The 19,910-nt window shown below is 58.9% G+C and carries 16 protein-coding genes; 12 read left to right on the top strand and 4 right to left on the bottom strand.

The window, feature by feature from the left end; translation table 11 throughout:
* The first annotated feature begins 184 nt into the window (after positions 1–184).
* The 4 genes from PDR5_RS05370 (at position 185) to PDR5_RS05355 (ending at position 6,261) form a co-directional block, all read left to right on the top strand.
* A complete protein-coding gene (locus PDR5_RS05370) occupies positions 185–700 on the top strand; it encodes an Hcp family type VI secretion system effector (protein WP_039767797.1) in 516 nt (171 codons plus the stop codon).
* Between the two features lie 131 nt (positions 701–831).
* Complete coding sequence (gene tssI, locus PDR5_RS05365) at positions 832–2,907, top strand: type VI secretion system Vgr family protein (RefSeq protein ID WP_064593692.1); 2,076 nt, start codon at positions 832–834, stop codon at positions 2,905–2,907.
* Entirely contained in the window at positions 2,904–3,737 is an 834-nt protein-coding gene (locus PDR5_RS05360) for a DUF4123 domain-containing protein (protein WP_064593688.1), read from the top strand. The genes tssI and PDR5_RS05360 overlap by 4 nt, the downstream gene beginning before the upstream one ends.
* 19 nt (positions 3,738–3,756) lie before the next feature.
* The gene (locus PDR5_RS05355; protein ID WP_082934360.1) at positions 3,757–6,261 is read left to right on the top strand and encodes a LysM peptidoglycan-binding domain-containing protein; all 2,505 of its coding nucleotides are present in this window, start codon (positions 3,757–3,759) and stop codon (positions 6,259–6,261) included.
* 38 nt (positions 6,262–6,299) lie between these two features.
* Here the strand turns inward: PDR5_RS05355 and PDR5_RS29100 are convergent, their stop codons facing one another.
* The 4 genes from PDR5_RS29100 to PDR5_RS05340 form a co-directional block, all read right to left on the bottom strand.
* A complete protein-coding gene (locus PDR5_RS29100) occupies positions 6,300–7,292 on the bottom strand; it encodes a formylglycine-generating enzyme family protein (protein WP_082934359.1) in 993 nt (330 codons plus the stop codon).
* 448 nt (positions 7,293–7,740) lie between these two features.
* Positions 7,741–8,457, bottom strand: a complete 717-nt coding sequence (locus PDR5_RS05345; protein ID WP_237233805.1) for a formylglycine-generating enzyme family protein — start codon at positions 8,455–8,457, stop codon at positions 7,741–7,743.
* On the bottom strand, positions 8,373–8,732 hold the full coding sequence (locus PDR5_RS30015; protein WP_237233804.1) for a hypothetical protein: 360 nt from the start codon (positions 8,730–8,732) through the stop codon (positions 8,373–8,375). The genes PDR5_RS05345 and PDR5_RS30015 overlap by 85 nt, the downstream gene beginning before the upstream one ends.
* An 81-nt stretch (positions 8,733–8,813) precedes the next feature.
* Positions 8,814–9,536 (bottom strand): tellurite resistance TerB family protein, encoded by a 723-nt coding sequence (locus PDR5_RS05340; protein WP_064593682.1) that lies wholly within the window; start codon positions 9,534–9,536, stop codon positions 8,814–8,816.
* A 176-nt stretch (positions 9,537–9,712) separates the two neighbouring features.
* Here PDR5_RS05340 and PDR5_RS05335 point away from each other — a divergent pair, with 176 nt between their 5' ends.
* From PDR5_RS05335 to PDR5_RS05300, 8 genes are all read left to right on the top strand, one after another.
* Positions 9,713–10,627, top strand: coding sequence for a LysR family transcriptional regulator (locus PDR5_RS05335; RefSeq protein WP_007954670.1), 915 nt, complete (start codon positions 9,713–9,715; stop codon positions 10,625–10,627).
* Between the two features lie 99 nt (positions 10,628–10,726).
* Entirely contained in the window at positions 10,727–12,214 is a 1,488-nt protein-coding gene (locus PDR5_RS05330; protein ID WP_064593679.1) for a gamma-aminobutyraldehyde dehydrogenase, read from the top strand.
* Positions 12,215–12,296: 82 nt separating this feature from the next.
* A complete protein-coding gene (ydcS, locus tag PDR5_RS05325) occupies positions 12,297–13,448 on the top strand; it encodes a putative ABC transporter substrate-binding protein YdcS (RefSeq protein WP_064593672.1) in 1,152 nt (383 codons plus the stop codon).
* Between the two features lie 301 nt (positions 13,449–13,749).
* Positions 13,750–14,787: an ABC transporter ATP-binding protein gene (locus PDR5_RS05320; RefSeq protein WP_064593669.1), complete on the top strand. Its 1,038-nt coding sequence runs from the start codon at positions 13,750–13,752 to the stop codon at positions 14,785–14,787.
* Between the two features lies 1 nt (position 14,788).
* Positions 14,789–15,724 (top strand): ABC transporter permease, encoded by a 936-nt coding sequence (locus PDR5_RS05315; RefSeq protein WP_039769593.1) that lies wholly within the window; start codon positions 14,789–14,791, stop codon positions 15,722–15,724.
* A complete protein-coding gene (locus PDR5_RS05310) occupies positions 15,714–16,523 on the top strand; it encodes an ABC transporter permease (RefSeq protein WP_007954663.1) in 810 nt (269 codons plus the stop codon). Before PDR5_RS05315 ends, PDR5_RS05310 begins: the two co-directional genes overlap by 11 nt.
* A gap of 50 nt (positions 16,524–16,573) precedes the next feature.
* Positions 16,574–17,998, top strand: a complete 1,425-nt coding sequence (locus PDR5_RS05305; protein ID WP_064593666.1) for a gamma-aminobutyraldehyde dehydrogenase — start codon at positions 16,574–16,576, stop codon at positions 17,996–17,998.
* A 145-nt stretch (positions 17,999–18,143) separates the two neighbouring features.
* Positions 18,144–19,628 carry an APC family permease gene (locus PDR5_RS05300; protein ID WP_064593664.1) on the top strand — a complete coding sequence of 495 codons (1,485 nt, stop codon included), beginning with the start codon at positions 18,144–18,146 and terminating at the stop codon, positions 19,626–19,628.
* The last annotated feature ends 282 nt before the right edge of the window (positions 19,629–19,910 follow it).

Below are 19,910 nucleotides of genomic sequence, written 5' to 3'. Positions count from 1 at the left end.
AGAAGTTGCGCACTTTTGCTTTCATCGCTGTTCAAAAAACGCTCAAACACGCGAGCCAGAGCGGTGAAGTCCCCGGCTCCCGGGGACGTGGCAAAAGCTGGCACGCTCCTTGATAACAGTCAGGCACCCACCGGGCGATTTCGCCTCCCGGGCACCCTAACTTTATCCGCAAGGAGAGCATCCCATGGCAACACCAGCGTACATGTCGGTTACCGGCGAAAAACAAGGCCTGATCACTGCCGGCGCCTTCACCGCCGACTCCGTTGGCAACACCTACCAGGAAGGCCACGAAGACCAGGTTATGGTTCAGGCTTTCAGCCACGACGTGATCATCCCGCGTGACCCGCAATCCGGTCAGCCAACCGGTCAGCGCGTTCACAAGCCAGTGATCATCACCAAGGTCTACGACAAGGCTTCGCCACTGCTGCAAGCTGCCCTGACCTCGGGCGAGCGCATGAGCGAAATCGTTATCCAGTGGTACCGCACTTCGGCTCAAGGTACCCAAGAGCACTACTACACCACCAAACTGGAAGACGCGATCATCGTCGCCATCAACAACAAGATGCACAACTGCCAGGATCCATCGAACGCCCACTTCACCCACCTGGAAGAAGTGCAGTTCACCTACCGCAAAATCACCTGGACCCACGAAGTATCCGGTACTTCGGGTTCCGATGACTGGCGTGCTCCAGTCGTTTAATTACGGCTGATCGTTACAAGCATCGGCCAGCTCTGCTGGTCGATGTTGTTTACGCCCCTCCAGAATTTCGCGTGCGTTGAACCGCTTGACGGTAATCGACGAACGCCGCTGTACAGCACGAGGAACAAGGGATGTTCGCGCCGGCCAATGAAACCCACTTTGCCCTGACCATCGAAGGTCTTTCCGCCGATTTCCAGGTGTTTACCCTCACCGGTCGGGAAGCCATCAGCCAGCCTTTTGTGTTCGAGGTGGAGCTGGTCAGTGAGCAGCCGTCGCTGGACCTCGAAACCCTGCTGCACAAACCGGCCTTCCTGCAGCTGTCGCCCGACGGCAGCGGTATCCACGGCCTGATCTACCGCGCCGCGCAAGGCGATTCCGGCAAGCGCCTGACGCGCTACTCCGTGACCCTGCGCCCGCAACTGGCGTACCTGGCGCACCGGATCAACCAGCGGATCTTCCAGAACCTCAGCGTGCCGAAAATCATCGGCAAGGTGCTCGAAGAACACGGCATCCAGGGCAACGCCTACGCCTTCCAGACCGGCTCGATCTACCCCGACCGCATTTACTGCGTGCAATACGACGAATCGGACCTGCATTTCATCCAGCGCCTGTGCGAAGAAGAAGGCATTCACTACCACTTCCAGCACAGCGCCACGGGCCACAAACTGGTGTTCGGCGACGACCAGACGGTGTTCAAGAAACTGGCGCCGGTGGCCTATCAGCAGGACTCCGGCATGGTCGCCAGCAACCCGGTGATCAAACGCTTCGACCTGCGCCTGGAAACCCGTACCAGCCGCACCACCCGCCGCGACTACGACTTCGAAAAACCGCGCCTGACGCTGGAAAGCGAAAACCGCGGCGACGCCCTGCCCGACCTCGAGGACTACGATTACCCGGGCCGTTTCGTCGACCGCGAGCGCGGCAAGCACCTGGCCAAACGCGCCCTCGAACGCCACCGCAGCGACTTCCAGCTCGCCGAAGGCAAGAGCGACCAGCCGTTGCTGGTCAGCGGCCATTTCCTCGCACTCAAAGAACACCCGAAGGCCAAGTGGAATGACCTGTGGCTGCTCACCGAAGTCCTGCACGAAGGCAAGCAGCCGCAAGTGCTGGAAGAGTCGGTCACCAGCGACACCACCGCGCTCAAAGACGATTTCCATCAGGGCTACCGCAACCGCTTTCAGGCCACCCCGTGGGACGTGCCGAACCGCCCGCCCCTGCGCCACCCGAAACCGCGCATCCTCGGCAGCCAGAGCGCCGTGGTTACCGGCCCAAAAGGCGAAGAAATCCACTGCGACGAATACGGCCGCGTGAAAGTCCAGTTCCACTGGGACCGCGACGGCCAGGCCGACGACAAGACCAGCTGCTGGCTGCGCGTCTCCAGCGCCTGGGCCGGCGCCCAGTACGGCGGCATCGCCATCCCGCGCATCGGCATGGAAGTGCTGGTGACCTTCCTCGAAGGCGACCCCGACCAGCCGCTGATCAGCGGCTGCCTGTACCACAAGGAAAACACCGTCCCCTACGCCCTGCCGGCGAACAAGACCCGCACCACCTTCAAGACCCTGAGCTCGATGGGTGGCGGCGGCTTCAACGAACTGCGCATCGAAGACAAGAAAGGCCAGGAACAGATCTTCCTCCATGCCCAGCGCGACTGGGACGAAAACATCGAACACGACCAGAAAATCCGCGTCGGCAACGAACGCCACGACGTCGTGGAAAAGAACAGCTACACGGAATTTAAGGCCGAAGAACACCACACGGTTTACGAAGACCGCAAAGTCGAAGCACGCGCCAACGACCACCTGACCGTGGGCGTGAACCAGCACATCAAGATCGGCACCGGGCAATTCATCGACGCCGGCCAGGAAATTCACCTCAGCAGCGGCATGAAGGTGGTGCTGGAAGCCGGGGCCGAACTGACGCTGGTAGGCGGTGGCAGCTTCATCAAGATCGATGGCGGCGGCGTGACCATGAGCGGGCCGGCGATCAACATCAACTCCGGTGGTGGACCGGGCAGCGGCACCGGCGCCGCCCCACTGATGCCGGGCGTGCTGAAACAGGCGGATGCGGACAAGGCTGGCCAAGTCGTCAAACCCTCCCTCGGCTCCTTCAAGGCACAGTCAAAGGCAGGCGTGCTGTTGCCGACGCCGTCATGTCATCTCGACGCGACCGGGTGCTGTCCGGTTCACCAGACGGGAGCGTCAGCATGATTACCTCCATCCAGTCACCTTTCGAGCAGCCTACGACAACCGGGGCAATGTGCCTGATTCTGGATCGCAGTTTTGATCCGGACCTGCTGAGCCACCTGTTTCGAGGTGAAGAACAATCCAGGCCCAGCTGTATTCCATTGTTTACAAACACGCCTTACGCCGAGCTCCAGCCTGCTGGCCCCTACGTAGTCATGTACCCGGAAAAGCATTCGGCTGCGAGTTACGCCAGCAAACTGCTGGAGCAATCCGATGCAGGGTGTGTCGCCTGGTTGAGTGATCCGGCCTTGCTGGATCAGGGCATTGAACACTGGCGCAGTCTGCTGACCGTGAAAACCGATGAAGACCCTCAGCAAATGATGCGCTTCTATGAACCGCGCTGGCTGGAGCCTCTGCTATTCAGCCTCAGCGAAGCTGAAAAAGCCCAATTCATCGGCCCCTTCAGTGGCATAGCCTGGCGCAATGAGATCGGCTGGCGGTATTACGCCAAGTCGCCTCAAAGCGCTTCAACGGAAACTCAGGCTCCGGGCTGGCTGCATTTGAGCCCGGAGCGCCAGGCGCTGATCGAGCAGGGCAGGCTAAAGGTCATTGCGACCCGTTTTGCCGACGATTATCAGGAAGTCTTGCCCACGGAGGACGCCGTCGAATTCGTCCACCGCCAATTGCTGGCCGGACAGGACATGGGCTACGAGCAAATGGCCGACCAGGAGCGATGGCTTCGAGTCGCCATCCAGCGTGGCGACAGTTTCTGGGATCAGTCACCGGCCGCCGAATTACTGGCGCGTGACGACGTCGCGCTAGGCGACAAGTTGATGCAATTGGAAAGCCTGTGAATCACAAGGACGATGCGCAATGAGCGACACCTACACCGTTAAGAGCGGCGACACTCTTGGCAGCATTGCCGCCGCCAACAAATGCTCCGTGGCGGATCTTCGGGGACTGAACCCGATCATCACAGATCCCAATCACATCAAGGTCGGCTGGGTTCTGAAATTACCTGCAGCAAAAGCCCTGCCGCCACCCAAACACGCCGACAACCAAAGCACAACGGCTGTAAAAGGTGCCGTCGAGTGCAAGGACGAACTGGTCGATGTCGTACACATCACCGGAGATGAACACTTTTACGTACTGACTGAAAAAGAGTCGAAAGACCTCAAGCAGCAGAGCGACCTCGTCAAAAAACTCATGGACGAGCTGCATCAGAATCTGGCCAAGGCGACCGAAGCCAGCAAATGCGCCAAGACCAAGGATCCTCAGGCGGGGTGCTCCTGCTCGCGTTGTGTCAAAGATGACTGGAACGCGAAGGCCGAGGAAGCAGGCCTGCTGCAACGCTCCCCTCCCCCGGTGGAAAAACCGAAAACTGTCATCGAGCGCAAGGAGGATCTGCAAGGCCAACTGGCGACCGTGCAAAAGGCCCGTGACTGGTATCAGCGCTACAAGCCGCAGCCCGCGTTCGAAGGCAACTATCTGGAGACCAACTGGGAAGGCCTGCAAGCCAAAAAAGTTGCCGAGCTCAACGCGGAGATTCAGTCACTGCGCAACCGGATTGCCGCACAAGGCAAAGCCGAAGCCGGCGACAGCTCCACCAGTGCCAACGGTGCAGCACCAGACATCAAACATGGCAAAGGGAAAGCCTCGGACACCCAGAAAGGCAAGCAGGTCAAAACCGGGATTACGGTGGTCGAATACATTTCCTTCCGTGACCCGTCTCGCCGCCACTACATTCCGGTACGCACCCGAGAACAACTCACCTGGAGTGTCAAAGTCCCTACCAGGGTGATGCAAGGCAAACCACTGGACAAGAATCTGGCCAAGGATCTGATCAAAGACATCCGTACGGCGGTCACTGATGGTCGCAAAACCAGCCCTCTGGGCAGCCTGGAAGCCAAATTCACATCGTGGACGAGCAAGGACGACAACCTGCTCAACGCACTGCACAAAGAATGCTCCTGGACCTCCAACGAAGCGGACTCTGCGATGTACGCCGTGTCGGCCGAAGCCCACGCGTTCCGTTTTGCCGCCACGGCCAGTGCCGGTATCAACAGTTGGGAACCCGGCAAAGGCAACATCGAACTCGGCGTCAAAGGCAGCGCAGCAATCTCTCTGGCCGAAGGCTCCGTTGCACTCAAGAGCTACTTTCCCGACCAGGGTGGCTACGTGGTGCGCATGCCGTACCGCAATGCCGAAGGCAAGGAAGTGGTCAGCGACATAGGCATCTTCCGGCTCGACGGCAAGGTGGAATTGTCTTGCTTCCTTGGCGCCACCGCGCAAGGCCAGGCAGGTGCCAAAGCCCAATACAAACCCAAGGAAGCAGAAGCCTCCGGTGTGACCGCGCTGTTGAGTACGCCCGACCTGGCCGTCGACAAGAAACGCGGTGGCAGCCTCGGCCTGAAGGGCAACGCATTCGCGGGCGTTCAAGGTGGCGGAACCGTAACCGGAACATTGAAGTGGCTTGATTCCACCAAACAAGGCGTGGGCAAGATCACGCCCGGACAGGCGAATGACAGTGGGAGTACGGACTGGTCGAGTCTGGTGGAAATCAAGGCGGAGGGGAATGTCGCACTTGGAATCGGGGCGAGTTTTGATTTTGGGATTGAAATTCGCGCAGACCGATTGGCAATTAATTGCAAGGCAAGCTTAGTTTTTGGACCGGGTGCAGGTGGTGGCTTTGGTACAGTTTTAGATATAGAAAAAATTGGAGATTTAGCATATGTGCTGTGCAGCGCATTATCCAAAGCTGACTTCCACTACCAACTAGCAGTAACAAAAGATGCTTTCAACTACATAGCTAGAGGTCTCTTCCAAATAGTTACTCATCCCGGAGAAGCACTGGGTAAGGCTTTCTCTGACAGCGCGCGAGATATGGCGACCTGGTGGCAAAACCGCGAAGCCACGAAACTAGAAGCACAAAAAATGGCCAGTTACCTGCTCAAAAACCAAGCCATAAATGTCAACAACAAAAGAATCCCTCTAAATATTCTGCCTCCCGAAACAATTGGCCCAATGATTTATCTTTTGACTGAAAGCTTTGTTGAGAGTTGGGCAGAGGATCAAGAAAAGGCTGTTATCCTTCTGCTTTCACACCTCAGTAGCTGGCGGCATTTCATCCAAGTACTTGAGCACTGCTCGAAAGGTGGAGAAAAAGTCGAACCCATGAAGAGCTTAAATCGAATTAATGCATTACTCGACGGAGCCGAACAACAACAGTTCAATCGCTTCATCAAGTCCTTGGCAGTCAATAACGAGTCAACAAGCAGGCCAGCGGGGATGCTCGCATGGAATCCCGGCCTACCATGGCGAAAAGAAAAGACGTTGATCGCTGCAAAGAGAAGTAATTTATATAACGGTCTAGCTTAAAAAAGGCGCCCAAAAGGGCGCCCACAAAGTCACGAAAATTACAGAGGCCCATCTGTTTGAACTGCACACCGAAAGCTCGTATCACTCGTATGATATTTCTGTGGAGAGCTTGCAGCCCAACGACGAATCATTGGAGCAGCAGATAATGGAGCTTCTAAAACAGTTGAGCCACGTCTGATTTTTTGAGTACCGAACTCTGGTCCTAGTGGATTCTCATGAGGAGAGTTTTTGTAATAGTATTTTCCGTACCAGTCGCTAACCCAATCAGTTGAGTTGCCGGAAAGACCGTATATACCTAGAGAATTAGGTGCAAAGCGATCAACTGGGAAATTATTCTCCTCATCTTCAAGAGGAAAATTTTTTCCATAATCTAAACTCCCAGTATCTGTAGGAAATAACAAATGCTGCCCACGACTGCGAGCAGCATATTCCCATTGCGCCTCAGTTGGCAGTCTCACTGCATAACCACTAAGGTCGCCAAGCCATTGACAATAGTCGCTGGCCTCTTGCCAGTCTTGAGTAGGGGCAGGTAAATCCGGCTGATAACGAAACTTTAAGTCTTCACGCTCTCGATACTTCTGATCAAACAACGGTTTATTATTCACTACGAAAAACAGATCAAAATCTCTCAAAGTAGCTTGAAACTTAGAAAGGTAATACCCGCTCAATTTAACCGAATGCACAAAATCGTCATCGCCATTTGGACTGATATTACAAAGCTGCTCGGGCTTCTGCCCGCAAGGCCAGGTGCAAACATCCGTTTCGTCGTATTCGCAAGCCCAGCCAAAGTCGCCCATATCAAACTGGCCACCTTCGACAAACACCATATTGTCAATCGACTGCACTACGGTGTTGAGGACCTTTTCACGCAGATCGGTAGAGAGGTCGGGGTACTTGGTTTTGATGGTCGCCGCAATCGACGCGACTTTTTCCGGTGTCAGGCTCTTGCTGACTGGCAATGGGCCGGATTCGGCCTCGCAGCCGGCCAGAAAAAATAGGGCCGGGAGGGCAAGCACAAACTGACGTAACACGGGCAATTTCCTTATAAGGTGCGTCAAAGGCCAAACCTTAACATCCCCTGCCGTATCTCACAAAAACCTGAATACCTCTGCTTACACCAAAGCCAACCCTTCCCTGCCTCTCCAGCTCAACCTTCAACCCCGGCCCCAGCTCAAATGCCGAGCCAGCTCATCCAGATACCACCTCTCCATTCCTATCATCACGCTCGGCACATACACCTCCCCTGCAATCTCCGGCGTGTTCGCCATGCGCAACGTCGGCAGGCTCAAGGGGTGATTGGGTTTGGTGTGATGCCAGGGTGTGAGTTGCTGATCATTGTCGAGTTTGGTGAATTCGTCGATCAGTTGACGTGCGTGACCATTGATGAGGCTGTCGGCTTAGTCAGCGGCCACAAGGACTTCGACGATAAAAAAGGTGACTGATTGACACATTTAAAATAAATCCTTCGCCTTTTGTTGTTTAAAGCGGCTTATCTGTTTGAATTGCACAGCGAAAACTCGTGCCCGGATAATACGCTTCCTCATTTGGATTCTCAGGCCAGCGCCTAACAACAGCAGCGGCCGACAATGGCGCCTCCGGGTAATTTGAGCCGCGCTTTACTTTCTGCTTCCCGGTTTCTGGGCCTTGCGGATTATCGACTGGAGAGTTTTCATAGTAGTCCTTGCCATAGCAATCATTTGCCCAATCGGTTGCATTGCCGGACATATTATAAAGACCTAGCGAATTGGGAAGAAACCTATCAACGAAGAACGTCTCCCCCACCCCTTCAATCGGAAAATTCTTACCGTAATCCAGACTTCCACTATTAGTTGTAAACAATATATGCGCACCCCGACTCCTGGCAGCAAATTCCCATTGCGCTTCGGTTGGCAGATCTACTGCATAACCACTAATACCACCTATCCACAAACAGTAGTTCTTTGCTTCTTGCCATGTCTTGGTCGGAGCAGGAAGCTTGGGAGAATACATACTCTTTAACTCTTCTCTCTCTCGAAATTTAACATCAAACACCTCCTTGCCCTGCGCTGTAAAAAACACATCAAAATCACGCACAGTAGTTTGATATTTAGAGAGATAGTAAGAGCTTAAATTTACCGAATGAACAAAGTCATCATCACCGTTACGACTGATTTGACAAAGCTGCTCCGGCTCTTGCCCGCAAGGCCACGTACACACATTTTTTCATCGTATTCGCAAGCCCATCCAAAGTCGCCCATATCAAACTGGCCACCTTCGACAAACACCATGTTGTCAATCGACTGAACTACAGTGTTGAGGACCTTTTCGCGCATCTCGCTGGACAGGTTCGGATACTTGGTTTTAATAGTTTCCGCAATCGACGCGACTTTTTCCAGTGTCAGGCTCATGCTGACGGGCAATGAGCCGGACTCGGCCCCGCAACCGGCCAGAAAAAACATGGCCGGGAGGGCGAGCAAAAACTGACGTAACACGGGCAATATCCTTATAAGGTGCGTCAAAGGCCAAACCTTAACATCCCCTGCCCTGTCTCATAAAAACCTGAATACCTCCGCTTACACCAAAGCCACCCTCACCTGCCTCTCCAACTCCACCTTCAACCCCGGCTCCAGCTTCAACTGCCGCGCCAGTTCATCCAGATAGCTCTTCTCCATGAAGTTTTCCTCATCCACCATCATCACGCTCGCCACGTACATCTCGGCGGCCATCTCCGGCGTGCTTGCCGCGCGGGCGACGTCGGTGGGGTCGAGGGGTTTGTTGAGTTCGGCGTGGAGCCAGTGCTTGAGTTCCTGATCGTTGTCGAGCTTGGTGAATTCGCCTTCGATCAGTTGGCGTTCGCGGTCGTCGATGTGGGCGTCGGCCTTGGCGGCGGCGACCAAGGCTTTGAGGATGGCCTGGCTGTGTTGTTCGACTTGCGCCGGTGGCAGGCGATCGAGGGTTTGCGGTTCGCTTTGTGGGGCGGTGCCTTTCTGGGCGTTCCAGTTGCCATAGGCTTTGTAGGCGATCACGCCCAGGGCGGCGAGGCCGCCGTAGAGGGCGACTTTACCGCCAACCTTACGGGCCTTTTTACTGCCCAGCAGCAGGCCCATGGCGCCGGCCGCCAGGGCACCGCCGCCTGCGCCCGACAGCAAGCCGCCGAGTGCGCCGTTACTGGAAGATCCGCCCAGCAAGCCGCCCAAACCACCGGCCGCCGGTTTGTTCTGCGCCCCGCCCGCCTTGTTCTGCAACAGATCCTGGCCGGACTTGAGGAGTTGATCGAGCAATCCACGGGTGTTCATGTTCCGTCTCCAAACAGGGGTTATCCGGATCAATAAGGCCCTCAGCCTAGTTCGAAAGTGCCCGTCACCTGGTTGCGAGTGTGCTTCCAGATGTTGCCTGGCCCACGGCAGCCCTTCGCGAAAATAGATATACACTCGAGGCAATCTATAAAAACCGCCCACCGGGTAAACCTTCCATGATGACCTTGCGTCAGATCCGCCATTTCATCGCCGTGGCCGAGACCGGCTCGATCTCCGCCGCTGCGCAAACCGCGTTCATTTCCCAATCGACCCTGACCCTGGCCATCCAGCAACTGGAGGAAGAAATCGGCGTCAGTCTGTTCAATCGCCACGCCAAGGGCATGACGCTGACCCATCAGGGCCACCAGTTCCTGCGCCAGGCGCACCTGATTCTGGCCACCGTGGACAATGCCAAACGCAGCCTGCAACAAAGCACCGATCAGGTCGCCGGGCAGTTGATCGTCGGGGTGACCAGTCTGGTGGCCGGTTATTACCTGGCGGATTTGCTCACCCGTTTCCAGCGCGCCTACCCCAATGTCGAGATCCGGGTGATGGAGGACGAGCGGCCGTACATCGAGCATTTGCTGGTCAGCGGCGAGATCGATGTCGGTGTGCTGATCCTCTCCAACCTCGAAGACCGCCATGCCTTGCAGACCGAAGTGCTGACCCACTCGCCGCACCGTTTGTGGCTGCCGGCCCAGCACCCGCTGCTGGAACACGACAGCATCAACCTCGCCGATGTCGCCCGGGAGCCGTTGATTCAACTGAACGTCGACGAGATGGATCGCAACGCCCAACGTCTGTGGCGTGGCGCCGGACTGCAACCAAAAATCACCCTCAGAACCGCGTCCACCGAGGCAGTGCGAAGCCTGGTAGCGGCGGGCCTCGGTGTTTCGATCCAGCCGGACATGACGTATCGCCCATGGTCGCTCGAAGGCGACATCATCGAAGCCCGACCGATTGCCGACCTCAACCAGACACTCGACGTCGGTCTGGCCTGGCGTCGCGGCACCGCCCGCCCCGCGCTGGTCGATCCTTTCCTGACCGTGGCCCGCGAACAGCCGCACGGCGGACGCAAGCCATCTATTTAATCGAATGCCACCTTCAGTATTTAGAATTTGTCGACCCCGGAGCCGCGCACTAGTCTTGCTGCATCGATAAGACGGTCGGCTCCCGGAACAGGGAGCAACATGGCCATACAAGAAAAGAGATCACGGAAAATGGCTGGCGCGCAGACCCACATGCACACCGCGTTGCTGATCGACGGCGAACTGGTCGCCGGCCAGGGTTTTGTCGAACCGATCCTCAACCCGGCCACCGGCGAAGTCCTGACCCAGATCGCCGAGGCCAGCACCGAGCAAGTCGAAGCCGCCATCCTCGCCGCCCACCGCGCCTTTGCCGAGTGGTCGCGCACCACCCCGCAACAACGCTCGAACCTGCTGCTGGAAATCGCCAACGCCGTCGAAAAGCACGCCGATCACCTCGCCCGCCTCGAAGCCTTGAACTGCGGCAAGCCTTTGCATCTGGCGCGGCAAGACGACTTGACCGCCACCGTCGATGTATTCCGCTTCTTCGCCGGCGCCGTGCGCTGCCAGACCGGCCAGCTCAGCGGCGAATACGTGCCGGGCTACACCAGCATGGTGCGCCGCGATCCCATTGGCGTCGTCGCCTCGATTGCGCCGTGGAACTACCCGATCATGATGGCCGCGTGGAAGATCGCCCCGGCTCTCGCCGCCGGCAATACGCTGGTGTTCAAGCCATCCGAGCACACGCCGCTGTCGATTCTGGCATTGGCCCCGGCACTGGCCGAGATCCTGCCGCGCGGGGTAATCAACATCGTCTGCGGTGGCGGCGAAGGGGTCGGCAGTCACTTGGTTGGCCACCCGAAAGTGCGGATGGTGTCGCTGACCGGCGATATCGTCACCGGCCAGAAAATCCTCCAGGCCGCCGCCAAGACCCTGAAACGCACGCACCTCGAACTCGGTGGCAAGGCGCCGGTGATCGTTTGTAACGATGCGGATCTGAAAGCGGTGGTCGAAGGCGTGCGCACTTATGGCTATTACAACGCCGGGCAGGATTGCACCGCCGCGTGCCGGATCTACGCCCAGGCCGGGATTCACGACAAGTTGGTGGCCGAACTTGGCGCGGCGGTCAGCAGCCTGCGCTTTGCCGGCAAACGCGATGCCGACAACGAAATCGGCCCGCTGATCAGCACCCGTCAGCGCGACCGCGTGGCCAGTTTCGTCGAGCGCGCCCTCGGTCAGCCACACATCGAGCGGGTAACCGGCGCGGCAGTGCATTCCGGCGCCGGGTTCTTCTATCAGCCAACCCTGCTGGCCGGTTGCAAACAGAGCGATGAAATCGTCCAGCGCGAAGTGTTCGGCCCGGTGGTGACCGTGACCCGTTTCGACGAACTGGCGCAAGCGGTGGACTGGGCCAACGACTCGGAATACGGCCTCGCCTCATCGGTCTGGACCCAGAACCTGGACAAGGCGATGCAGGTCGCCGCGCGGCTGCAATACGGCTGCACCTGGATCAACAGCCATTTCATGCTGGTCAGCGAAATGCCCCACGGCGGGTTGAAACGCTCCGGTTACGGCAAAGACTTATCCAGCGATTCGCTACAGGACTACAGCGTGGTGCGGCACATCATGGCCCGCCACGGCCAGCATCTCTGACTACGCTAATAACAAGCCGACCACGGCATGCTTCACCGCGTTCACAACTGCCCCGACCATAATTTAAAGAAGAGGGTTCACCATGTTCGTGCACAAGACCGCACTGCTCAGTGCAATCACCATGGCCTTGCTGGCCAGCGCCAGCCTGCAGGCCGCCGAGCCGCTGAAAGCCGTCGGCGCCGGCGAAGGCCAGCTGGACATCGTCGCCTGGCCCGGCTACATCGAACGCGGTGAAAGCGACAAGGCCTACGACTGGGTGACCGGTTTCGAGAAGGAAACCGGCTGCAAGGTCAATGTGAAAACCGCCGCCACCTCTGACGAAATGGTCAGCCTGATGGCCAAGGGCGGTTACGACCTGGTGACCGCGTCGGGCGATGCCTCGTTGCGCTTGATCGTCGGCAAGCGTGTGCAGCCGATCAACACCGCGTTGATCCCGAACTGGAAATCCCTCGACCCGCGCCTGAAAGACGCGCCGTGGTACGTGGTCAACAATCAGACCTACGGCACCCCGTATCAGTGGGGCCCGAACGTGCTGATGTACAACACCAACGTCTTCAAGACCGCGCCGACCAGCTGGAACGTGGTGTTCGACGCGCAGAACCTGCCCGACGGCAAGCCGAACAAGGGCCGCGTGCAGGCCTACGACGGCCCGATCTACATCGCCGACGCGGCGCTGTACCTGAAATCCACCAAGCCTGAGCTGGGGATCAAGGATCCGTACCAGCTCACCGAAGATCAGTACAAGGCTGTGCTGGAACTGTTGCGCGCTCAGCAGAAGCTGATCCACCGCTACTGGCACGACACCACGGTGCAGATGAGCGACTTCAAGAACGAAGGCGTGGTCGCGTCCAGCGCCTGGCCGTATCAGGTCAACGGCCTGATCAACGAGAAACAGCCGATCGCTTCGACCGTGCCGAAAGAAGGCGCCACCGGCTGGGCCGACACCACGATGCTGCACGCCGAGGCCAAACACCCGAACTGCGCCTACAAGTGGATGGACTGGTCGCTGCAGCCGAAAGTCCAGGGTGATGTGGCGGCGTGGTTCGGTTCGTTGCCGGCGGTTCCGGCGGCTTGCCAGGGTAGTGAACTGCTGGGTGCCGAGGGGTGCAAAACCAACGGGTTCGATCAGTTCGACAAGATCGCTTTCTGGAAAACACCGCAGGCTGAGGGTGGGAAGTTTGTGCCGTATAGCCGGTGGACGCAGGACTACATTGCGATTATGGGCGGTAGATAGTTCTCGAAAATCACGCGATCGGCTCCCTTTCCCCTCGCCTCCCTGGGGGAGAGGGCTGGGCGGGCGGCGTGCCGATGAGGGGGTAGCTTTTGACTTTGCTTTTGAAATTGGAGCAATGGCTGAAATAGCTGCCCTCACCCCCCGCCCTCTCCCGGAGGGAGAGGGAGCTAAAAGCAGATCGCGGCGTATCGACCAGATGAGTTAGCCAAAAACCATCGCATACACCGCCAAACGATCCAGTTTTTTCAGAAGTCCAGGCAGGGCCGCTGCGACGGCCTTCGCCTTTTCGGAGCACCGCACCATGACGCTTGCAGTCCAGTTCACCAACGTTTCCCGGCAGTTCGGCGAGGTGAAGGCCGTTGACCGGGTGTCCATCGATATCCAGGACGGCGAGTTCTTTTCCATGCTCGGCCCCTCCGGTTCGGGCAAGACCACGTGCCTGCGCCTGATCGCCGGGTTCGAGCAACCGAGCGCGGGCTCGATCCGCATTCACGGTGCCGAAGCCGCCGGCCTGCCGCCCTATCAACGCGACGTCAACACGGTGTTTCAGGATTACGCGCTGTTCCCGCACATGAACGTGCTGGACAACGTCGCCTACGGCCTGAAGGTCAAAGGCGTGAACAAGACCGAACGCCACAAGCGCGCCGAAGAAGCGTTGGACATGGTCGCCCTCGGCGGCTACGGCGCGCGTAAACCGGTGCAGTTGTCCGGCGGTCAGCGCCAGCGTGTCGCCCTCGCCCGCGCGCTGGTCAATCGCCCGCGCGTGCTGTTGCTCGACGAGCCGTTGGGCGCTCTCGACCTGAAGCTGCGCGAACAGATGCAGAGCGAACTGAAGAAGCTGCAACGCCAGCTCGGCATCACTTTCATATTCGTCACTCACGATCAGACCGAAGCGCTGTCGATGTCCGACCGCGTGGCCGTGTTCAACAAGGGCCGCATCGAGCAGGTCGACACCCCGCGCAATCTGTACATGAAACCGACCACGACGTTCGTCGCCGAATTCGTCGGCACTTCGAACGTGATTCGTGGCGATCTGGCGCGCCAGCTCAGCGGCCATCCGCAGCCGTTCTCGATCCGCCCGGAACACGTGCGCTTCGCAGAAGGCCCCTTGGCCAGCCACGAGATTGAGGTCAGCGGCCTGCTGCATGACATCCAGTATCAGGGCAGCGCCACGCGCTATGAACTGACCCTGGAAAACGGCCAGACCCTGAGCATCAGCCAGGCCAACAATCAGTGGATCGACAGCAGCGCGCAGCACCAGACCGGTCAGCGCATCAGCGCGCGCTGGGCGCGGGAAGCGATGATTGCGCTGCACGACACCGTTGCGAGCGGGGTGTGACATGACCGCCCTCGCCCTCCCGCAATCGGCGCCGTTGCGCAGGTTTTCCAACCTGCTCTATCGCAAGCCGAACCTGTACCTGTCGATGCTGCTGGTGCCACCGCTGCTGTGGTTCGGCGCGATCTACCTCGGCTCGCTGCTGATGCTGCTGTGGCAAGGTTTCTACACCTTCGACGACTTCACCATGGCGGTCACTCCGGACCTGACCCTGGCCAACTTCGCCGCGCTGTTCCAGCCGTCGAACTTCGACATCATTCTGCGCACCCTGAGCATGGCCGTCGTGGTGTCGATCGCCAGCGCCATCGTCGCGTTCCCGATTGCCTACTACATGGCGCGCTACACCACCGGCAAGACCAAGGCGTTTTTCTACATCGCGGTGATGATGCCGATGTGGGCCAGTTACATCGTCAAGGCCTACGCCTGGACGCTGCTGCTGGCCAAGGGCGGCGTCGCGCAGTGGTTCGTTCAGCACCTGGGGCTGGAGCCGGTTCTGCAGTTCATTCTGGGGATTCCCGGGGTCGGCGGCAGCACCCTGTCGACCTCGCATCTGGGCCGGTTCATGGTGTTCGTCTACATCTGGCTGCCGTTCATGATTCTGCCGATCCAGGCCTCGCTGGAACGCTTGCCGCCGTCGTTGCTGCAAGCCTCCGCCGACCTCGGGGCCAAGCCGCGACAGACCTTCATGCAGGTGATTCTGCCGCTGTCGGTGCCCGGCATCGCGGCCGGTTCGATCTTCACCTTTTCGCTGACGTTGGGCGACTTCATCGTGCCGCAACTGGTGGGCCCGCCGGGCTACTTCGTCGGCAGCATGGTTTACGCGCAACAGGGTGCAATCGGCAACATGCCGATGGCTGCGGCGTTCACGCTGGTGCCGATCGTGCTGATCGCCATCTACCTGTCCATCGTCAAACGTCTGGGGGCCTTCGATGCACTCTGAAAAGGCTTCAATAGGCTTGCGTATCGCAGCCTGGGGCGGGTTGGTGTTCCTGCACTTCCCGATCCTGATCATCTTCCTCTACGCCTTCAACACCGAAGACGCGGCGTTCAGCTTTCCACCGAAAGGCTTCACGCTGCACTGGTTCAGCGTGGCGTTTTCCCGGCCGGACGTGCTGGAAGCGATCAAGCTGTCGTTGCAGATCGCAGCCATTGCCACGCTGATTGCGATGGTGCTCGGCACCCTCGCTTCGGCGGCGCTGTACCGCCGGGACTTCTTCGGCAAACAGGGCATTTCGCTGATGCTGATCCTGCCGATTGCATTGCCGGGGATCATCACCGGGATCGCGCTGCTGGCGACCTTCAAGACGCTGGGGATCGAGCCGGGGATGTTCACCATCATCGTCGGCCACGCGACCTTCTGCGTGGTGATCGTCTACAACAACGTCATCGCCCGTCTGCGCCGCACCTCACACAGCCTGATCGAGGCGTCGATGGATCTCGGCGCCGACGGCTGGCAGACCTTCCGCTACATCATCCTGCCGAACCTCGGCTCGGCGTTGCTCGCCGGCGGCATGCTGGCGTTTGCGCTGTCGTTCGACGAAATCATCGTCACCACCTTCACCGCCGGCCATGAACGCACCTTGCCGCTGTGGTTGCTCAACCAGTTGAGCCGCCCACGGGACGTGCCGGTGACCAACGTCGTGGCGATGCTCGTGATGCTGGTGACCATGCTGCCGATCCTCGGCGCCTACTACCTGACCCGGGGTGGCGAGAGCGTGGCCGGCAGCGGCGGCAAATGAATTTCCTGACCCTTCCCACCCTGAATTTGCAGTAGAAAGAGGACAACAACATGCAAACCAAATTCTTGATCAACGGCCAACTGGTCAACGGCGAAGGCCCCGCGCAACCGGTGCTCAACCCGGCACGCGGTGAAGTGCTGGTGGAAATCAACGAGGCCACCGAAGCCCAGGTCGATGCCGCCGTCCGCGCTGCGGACAGTGCCTTCGCCGAATGGTCGCAGACCACGCCGAAAGACCGTTCGCTGCTGCTGCTCAAACTCGCCGACGCCATCGAAGCCCACGGCGAAGAGTTGGCCAAACTGGAATCGGACAACTGCGGCAAACCCTACAGCGCTGCGCTGAACGACGAGATCCCGGCGATTGCCGACGTGTTCCGTTTCTTCGCCGGTGCCAGCCGTTGCATGAGTGGTACGGCCGGTGGCGAATACCTGCCCGGCCACACCTCGATGATCCGCCGTGACCCGGTGGGCGTGATCGCCTCCATCGCGCCGTGGAACTACCCGCTGATGATGGTCGCCTGGAAAATCGCCCCGGCCCTCGCCGCCGGTAATACCGTGGTGCTCAAGCCGTCGGAACAAACCCCGCTGACCGCGTTGCGTCTGGCCGAACTGGCGTCGGATATTTTTCCGGCCGGTGTACTCAATCTGGTGTTCGGGCGTGGACCGAGCGTGGGCAGTCCGCTGGTGACCCATCCGAAAGTGCGCATGGTGTCGCTGACCGGCTCCATCGCCACCGGTTCGAACATCATTTCCAGCACCGCCGACAGCGTCAAACGCATGCACATGGAACTGGGCGGCAAGGCCCCGGTGATCATCTTCGACGACGCCGACATTGATGCGGCGGTCGAAGGTATTCGCACCTTCGGCTTCTACAACGCCGGCCAGGATTGCACCGCCGCGTGCCGGATCTACGCCCAGCAAGGTATTTACGACAAGTTCGTCGAGAAGCTTGGCGCAGCGGTGAGCAGCATCAAGTACGGTTTGCAGGATGATCCGTCGACCGAGCTGGGGCCGCTGATCACCGCGCAACATCGCGACCGCGTGGCCGGGTTTGTCGAGCGCGCGGTGGCGCAACCGCACATTCGCTTGATCACTGGCGGCAAGGCTGTCGAAGGCAGTGGTTTCTTCTTCGAGCCGACGGTGCTGGCCGACGCCCAGCAGGACGACGAAATCGTCCGTCGCGAAGTGTTCGGGCCGGTGGTGTCGGTGACCAAATTCACCGATGAGGCTCAGGCGTTGGAATGGGCCAACGATTCGGACTACGGCCTGGCGTCCTCGGTGTGGACGGCGGATGTCGGACGTGCGCATCGACTGTCTGCGCGGTTGCAGTACGGCTGCACTTGGGTGAATACGCACTTCATGCTCGTCAGCGAAATGCCCCACGGCGGTCAGAAACTGTCCGGCTACGGCAAGGACATGTCCATGTACGGGCTGGAGGACTACACCACGGTTCGGCATGTGATGTTCAAACACTAAAAGCATACCCCCGGCTTCAAGGCAGAAACCGGTCATCCGCACTACCAGGCATTCAAAACAATAACTACCGATCCGGGCGGCGCTCACCAAGCCCCGCCACGGCTTCGGCCATCCGAAATCTGCCGATTTCACGGAGCAAACACACATGAGTGCATCACCCGATCTCTCAGCCGCCGTTGCCGACAGCGATGCCGAACAACTGCGCCAACTGGGCTACACCTCCAACTTCAACCGCAGCATGAGCCTGTGGGAAAACTTCGCGTTGGGCTTCACTTACCTGTCACCGGTCGTAGGGGTTTATACCTTGTTCGGCCTGTGCCTGGCCGCCGGCGGGCCACCGATGTTCTGGGCTTACTTGCTGGTCGGTTGCGGTCAATTGCTGGTGTGCCTGATCTTCGGCGAAGTGGTGTCGCAGTTCCCGATTTCCGGTGGCGTTTATCCTTGGGCACGTCGCCTGGTCGGCAAGAAATGGGCATGGATGGTCGGCTGGATCTACTCCATCGCCCTGTGCGTGACCATCGCCGCCGTTGCGATCGGCGCCGGCCCGTACCTCGCGGCCATGCTGGGTTTTGAGCCGAGCAACAACACCAACATCGTCATCGCCCTGGTGCTGACCCTGTTCGCCACCCTGGTGAACCTCAGCGGCACCAAAGTGCTGGCGCGGATCGCCATGTTCGGTTTCCTCTGCGAACTGGTCGGCGCGGTGATCGTCGGCGTGTACCTGCTGATTTTCGAGCGCCACCAGCCGATCAGCGTGCTGTTCAACACTTTCGACATCAGCGTCGACGGGTCCTATCTGCCGGCCTTCCTCACCGCGTCGCTGGCGGGGATGTTCCTCTACTACGGCTTCGAGGCCTGCGGTGATGTAGCCGAAGAAACCCCGAACCCGAGCAAGAAAATCCCGGTGGCCATGCGCATGACCATCTACATCGGCGGCATCGCGGCGATGTTCGCCTGCCTGGCGCTGATCCTCGCCGTGCCGGACATGCAAGCGGTGATCAACGGCACCGACAAGGACCCGGTCACCACCATCCTCAACAACGCCTTCGGCCCGGTCGGTTCGAAAGTGGTGATGGGCGTGGTGATGATTTCCTTCATCTCCTGCGTCATCAGCTTGCAAGCTGCGGCGAGTCGTCTGCTGTATTCCTACGCTCGCGATGAAATGGTCATCGGCAGCCGACTGCTCAAAAAGATTTCTCCTACGACCCAGGTTCCAGTTGCCGCACTGTTCGTGTCCGGCGTCCTGCCCGGCCTGATCATCGCCCTCGGCTTCTTCCTGCAAGACGCCGTGGCGACCATCGTCAGCTTCGCGGCCATCGGCATCTACCTCGCATTCCAGATGATCGTCCTCGCCGCCCTGTACGCCCGCAGCAAAGGCTGGAAACCCAGCGGCAAATTCACCCTCGGCGCGTGGGGCTGGCCGGTGAACATCGGCGCGCTGGTGTATGGCGTCGGCGCAATCATCAACATGGCCTGGCCACGCACGCCGGATGCAGCGTGGTACATCAACTACGCGATGGTGCTGAGCACGGCGATCGTGATTGGGCTGGGGCTGGTTTATATGTGGATTGGCAAGCCGTATGACCATGGGAAGGCGCCGGCTGGGGATGCCTGGAAAGTTAGTCGCTAAGAAAAACAGCCCCGGATTTATCACAATTTCGGGGCTGATTTCTTTCAGCGTCAGTTACTCGCTTCCTACAGACCGAACCCTCAGCATTCAGTCCCCTTTCCTACGAATGGCGTTGGCAGAGTAGACTTGGCGCCGCTAGCGCCTGACCGATAGGCTTTACCCCGTCGCTACCCAATCAGCGGCCCGGGGTCGAAGCCGGTACATCATCAACATGGCGCAACTGCGTCCTCCATAGAAACCGAGGCTTTTTTGCCTTTCGGATTCGCGTTATGGCGGACCGTG

The organism is Pseudomonas sp. DR 5-09 (assembly GCF_001655595.1).
Classification (GTDB): domain Bacteria; phylum Pseudomonadota; class Gammaproteobacteria; order Pseudomonadales; family Pseudomonadaceae; genus Aquipseudomonas; species Aquipseudomonas pharyngis.
The sequence above is the reverse complement of the archived record's forward strand: the minus strand, read 5'-3'. Positions and strand labels throughout refer to the sequence as shown.

What these genes read in the sequence shown, in the direction of transcription:
- ydcS (WP_064593672.1), top strand. Translation starts at nt 12,297, where the DNA reads ATGTTCGTGCACAAGACCGCACTGCTCAGTGCAATCACCATGGCCTTG.
- PDR5_RS05300 (WP_064593664.1), top strand. Translation starts at nt 18,144, where the DNA reads ATGAGTGCATCACCCGATCTCTCAGCCGCCGTTGCCGACAGCGATGCC.
- PDR5_RS05335 (WP_007954670.1), top strand. Translation starts at nt 9,713, where the DNA reads ATGATGACCTTGCGTCAGATCCGCCATTTCATCGCCGTGGCCGAGACC.
- tssI (WP_064593692.1), top strand. Translation starts at nt 832, where the DNA reads ATGTTCGCGCCGGCCAATGAAACCCACTTTGCCCTGACCATCGAAGGT.
- PDR5_RS05340 (WP_064593682.1), bottom strand. Translation starts at nt 9,536, where the DNA reads ATGAACACCCGTGGATTGCTCGATCAACTCCTCAAGTCCGGCCAGGAT.
- PDR5_RS05320 (WP_064593669.1), top strand. Translation starts at nt 13,750, where the DNA reads ATGACGCTTGCAGTCCAGTTCACCAACGTTTCCCGGCAGTTCGGCGAG.
- PDR5_RS05355 (WP_082934360.1), top strand. Translation starts at nt 3,757, where the DNA reads ATGAGCGACACCTACACCGTTAAGAGCGGCGACACTCTTGGCAGCATT.
- PDR5_RS05310 (WP_007954663.1), top strand. Translation starts at nt 15,714, where the DNA reads ATGCACTCTGAAAAGGCTTCAATAGGCTTGCGTATCGCAGCCTGGGGC.
- PDR5_RS05305 (WP_064593666.1), top strand. Translation starts at nt 16,574, where the DNA reads ATGCAAACCAAATTCTTGATCAACGGCCAACTGGTCAACGGCGAAGGC.
- PDR5_RS05330 (WP_064593679.1), top strand. Translation starts at nt 10,727, where the DNA reads ATGGCCATACAAGAAAAGAGATCACGGAAAATGGCTGGCGCGCAGACC.
- PDR5_RS05360 (WP_064593688.1), top strand. Translation starts at nt 2,904, where the DNA reads ATGATTACCTCCATCCAGTCACCTTTCGAGCAGCCTACGACAACCGGG.
- PDR5_RS05370 (WP_039767797.1), top strand. Translation starts at nt 185, where the DNA reads ATGGCAACACCAGCGTACATGTCGGTTACCGGCGAAAAACAAGGCCTG.
- PDR5_RS05315 (WP_039769593.1), top strand. Translation starts at nt 14,789, where the DNA reads ATGACCGCCCTCGCCCTCCCGCAATCGGCGCCGTTGCGCAGGTTTTCC.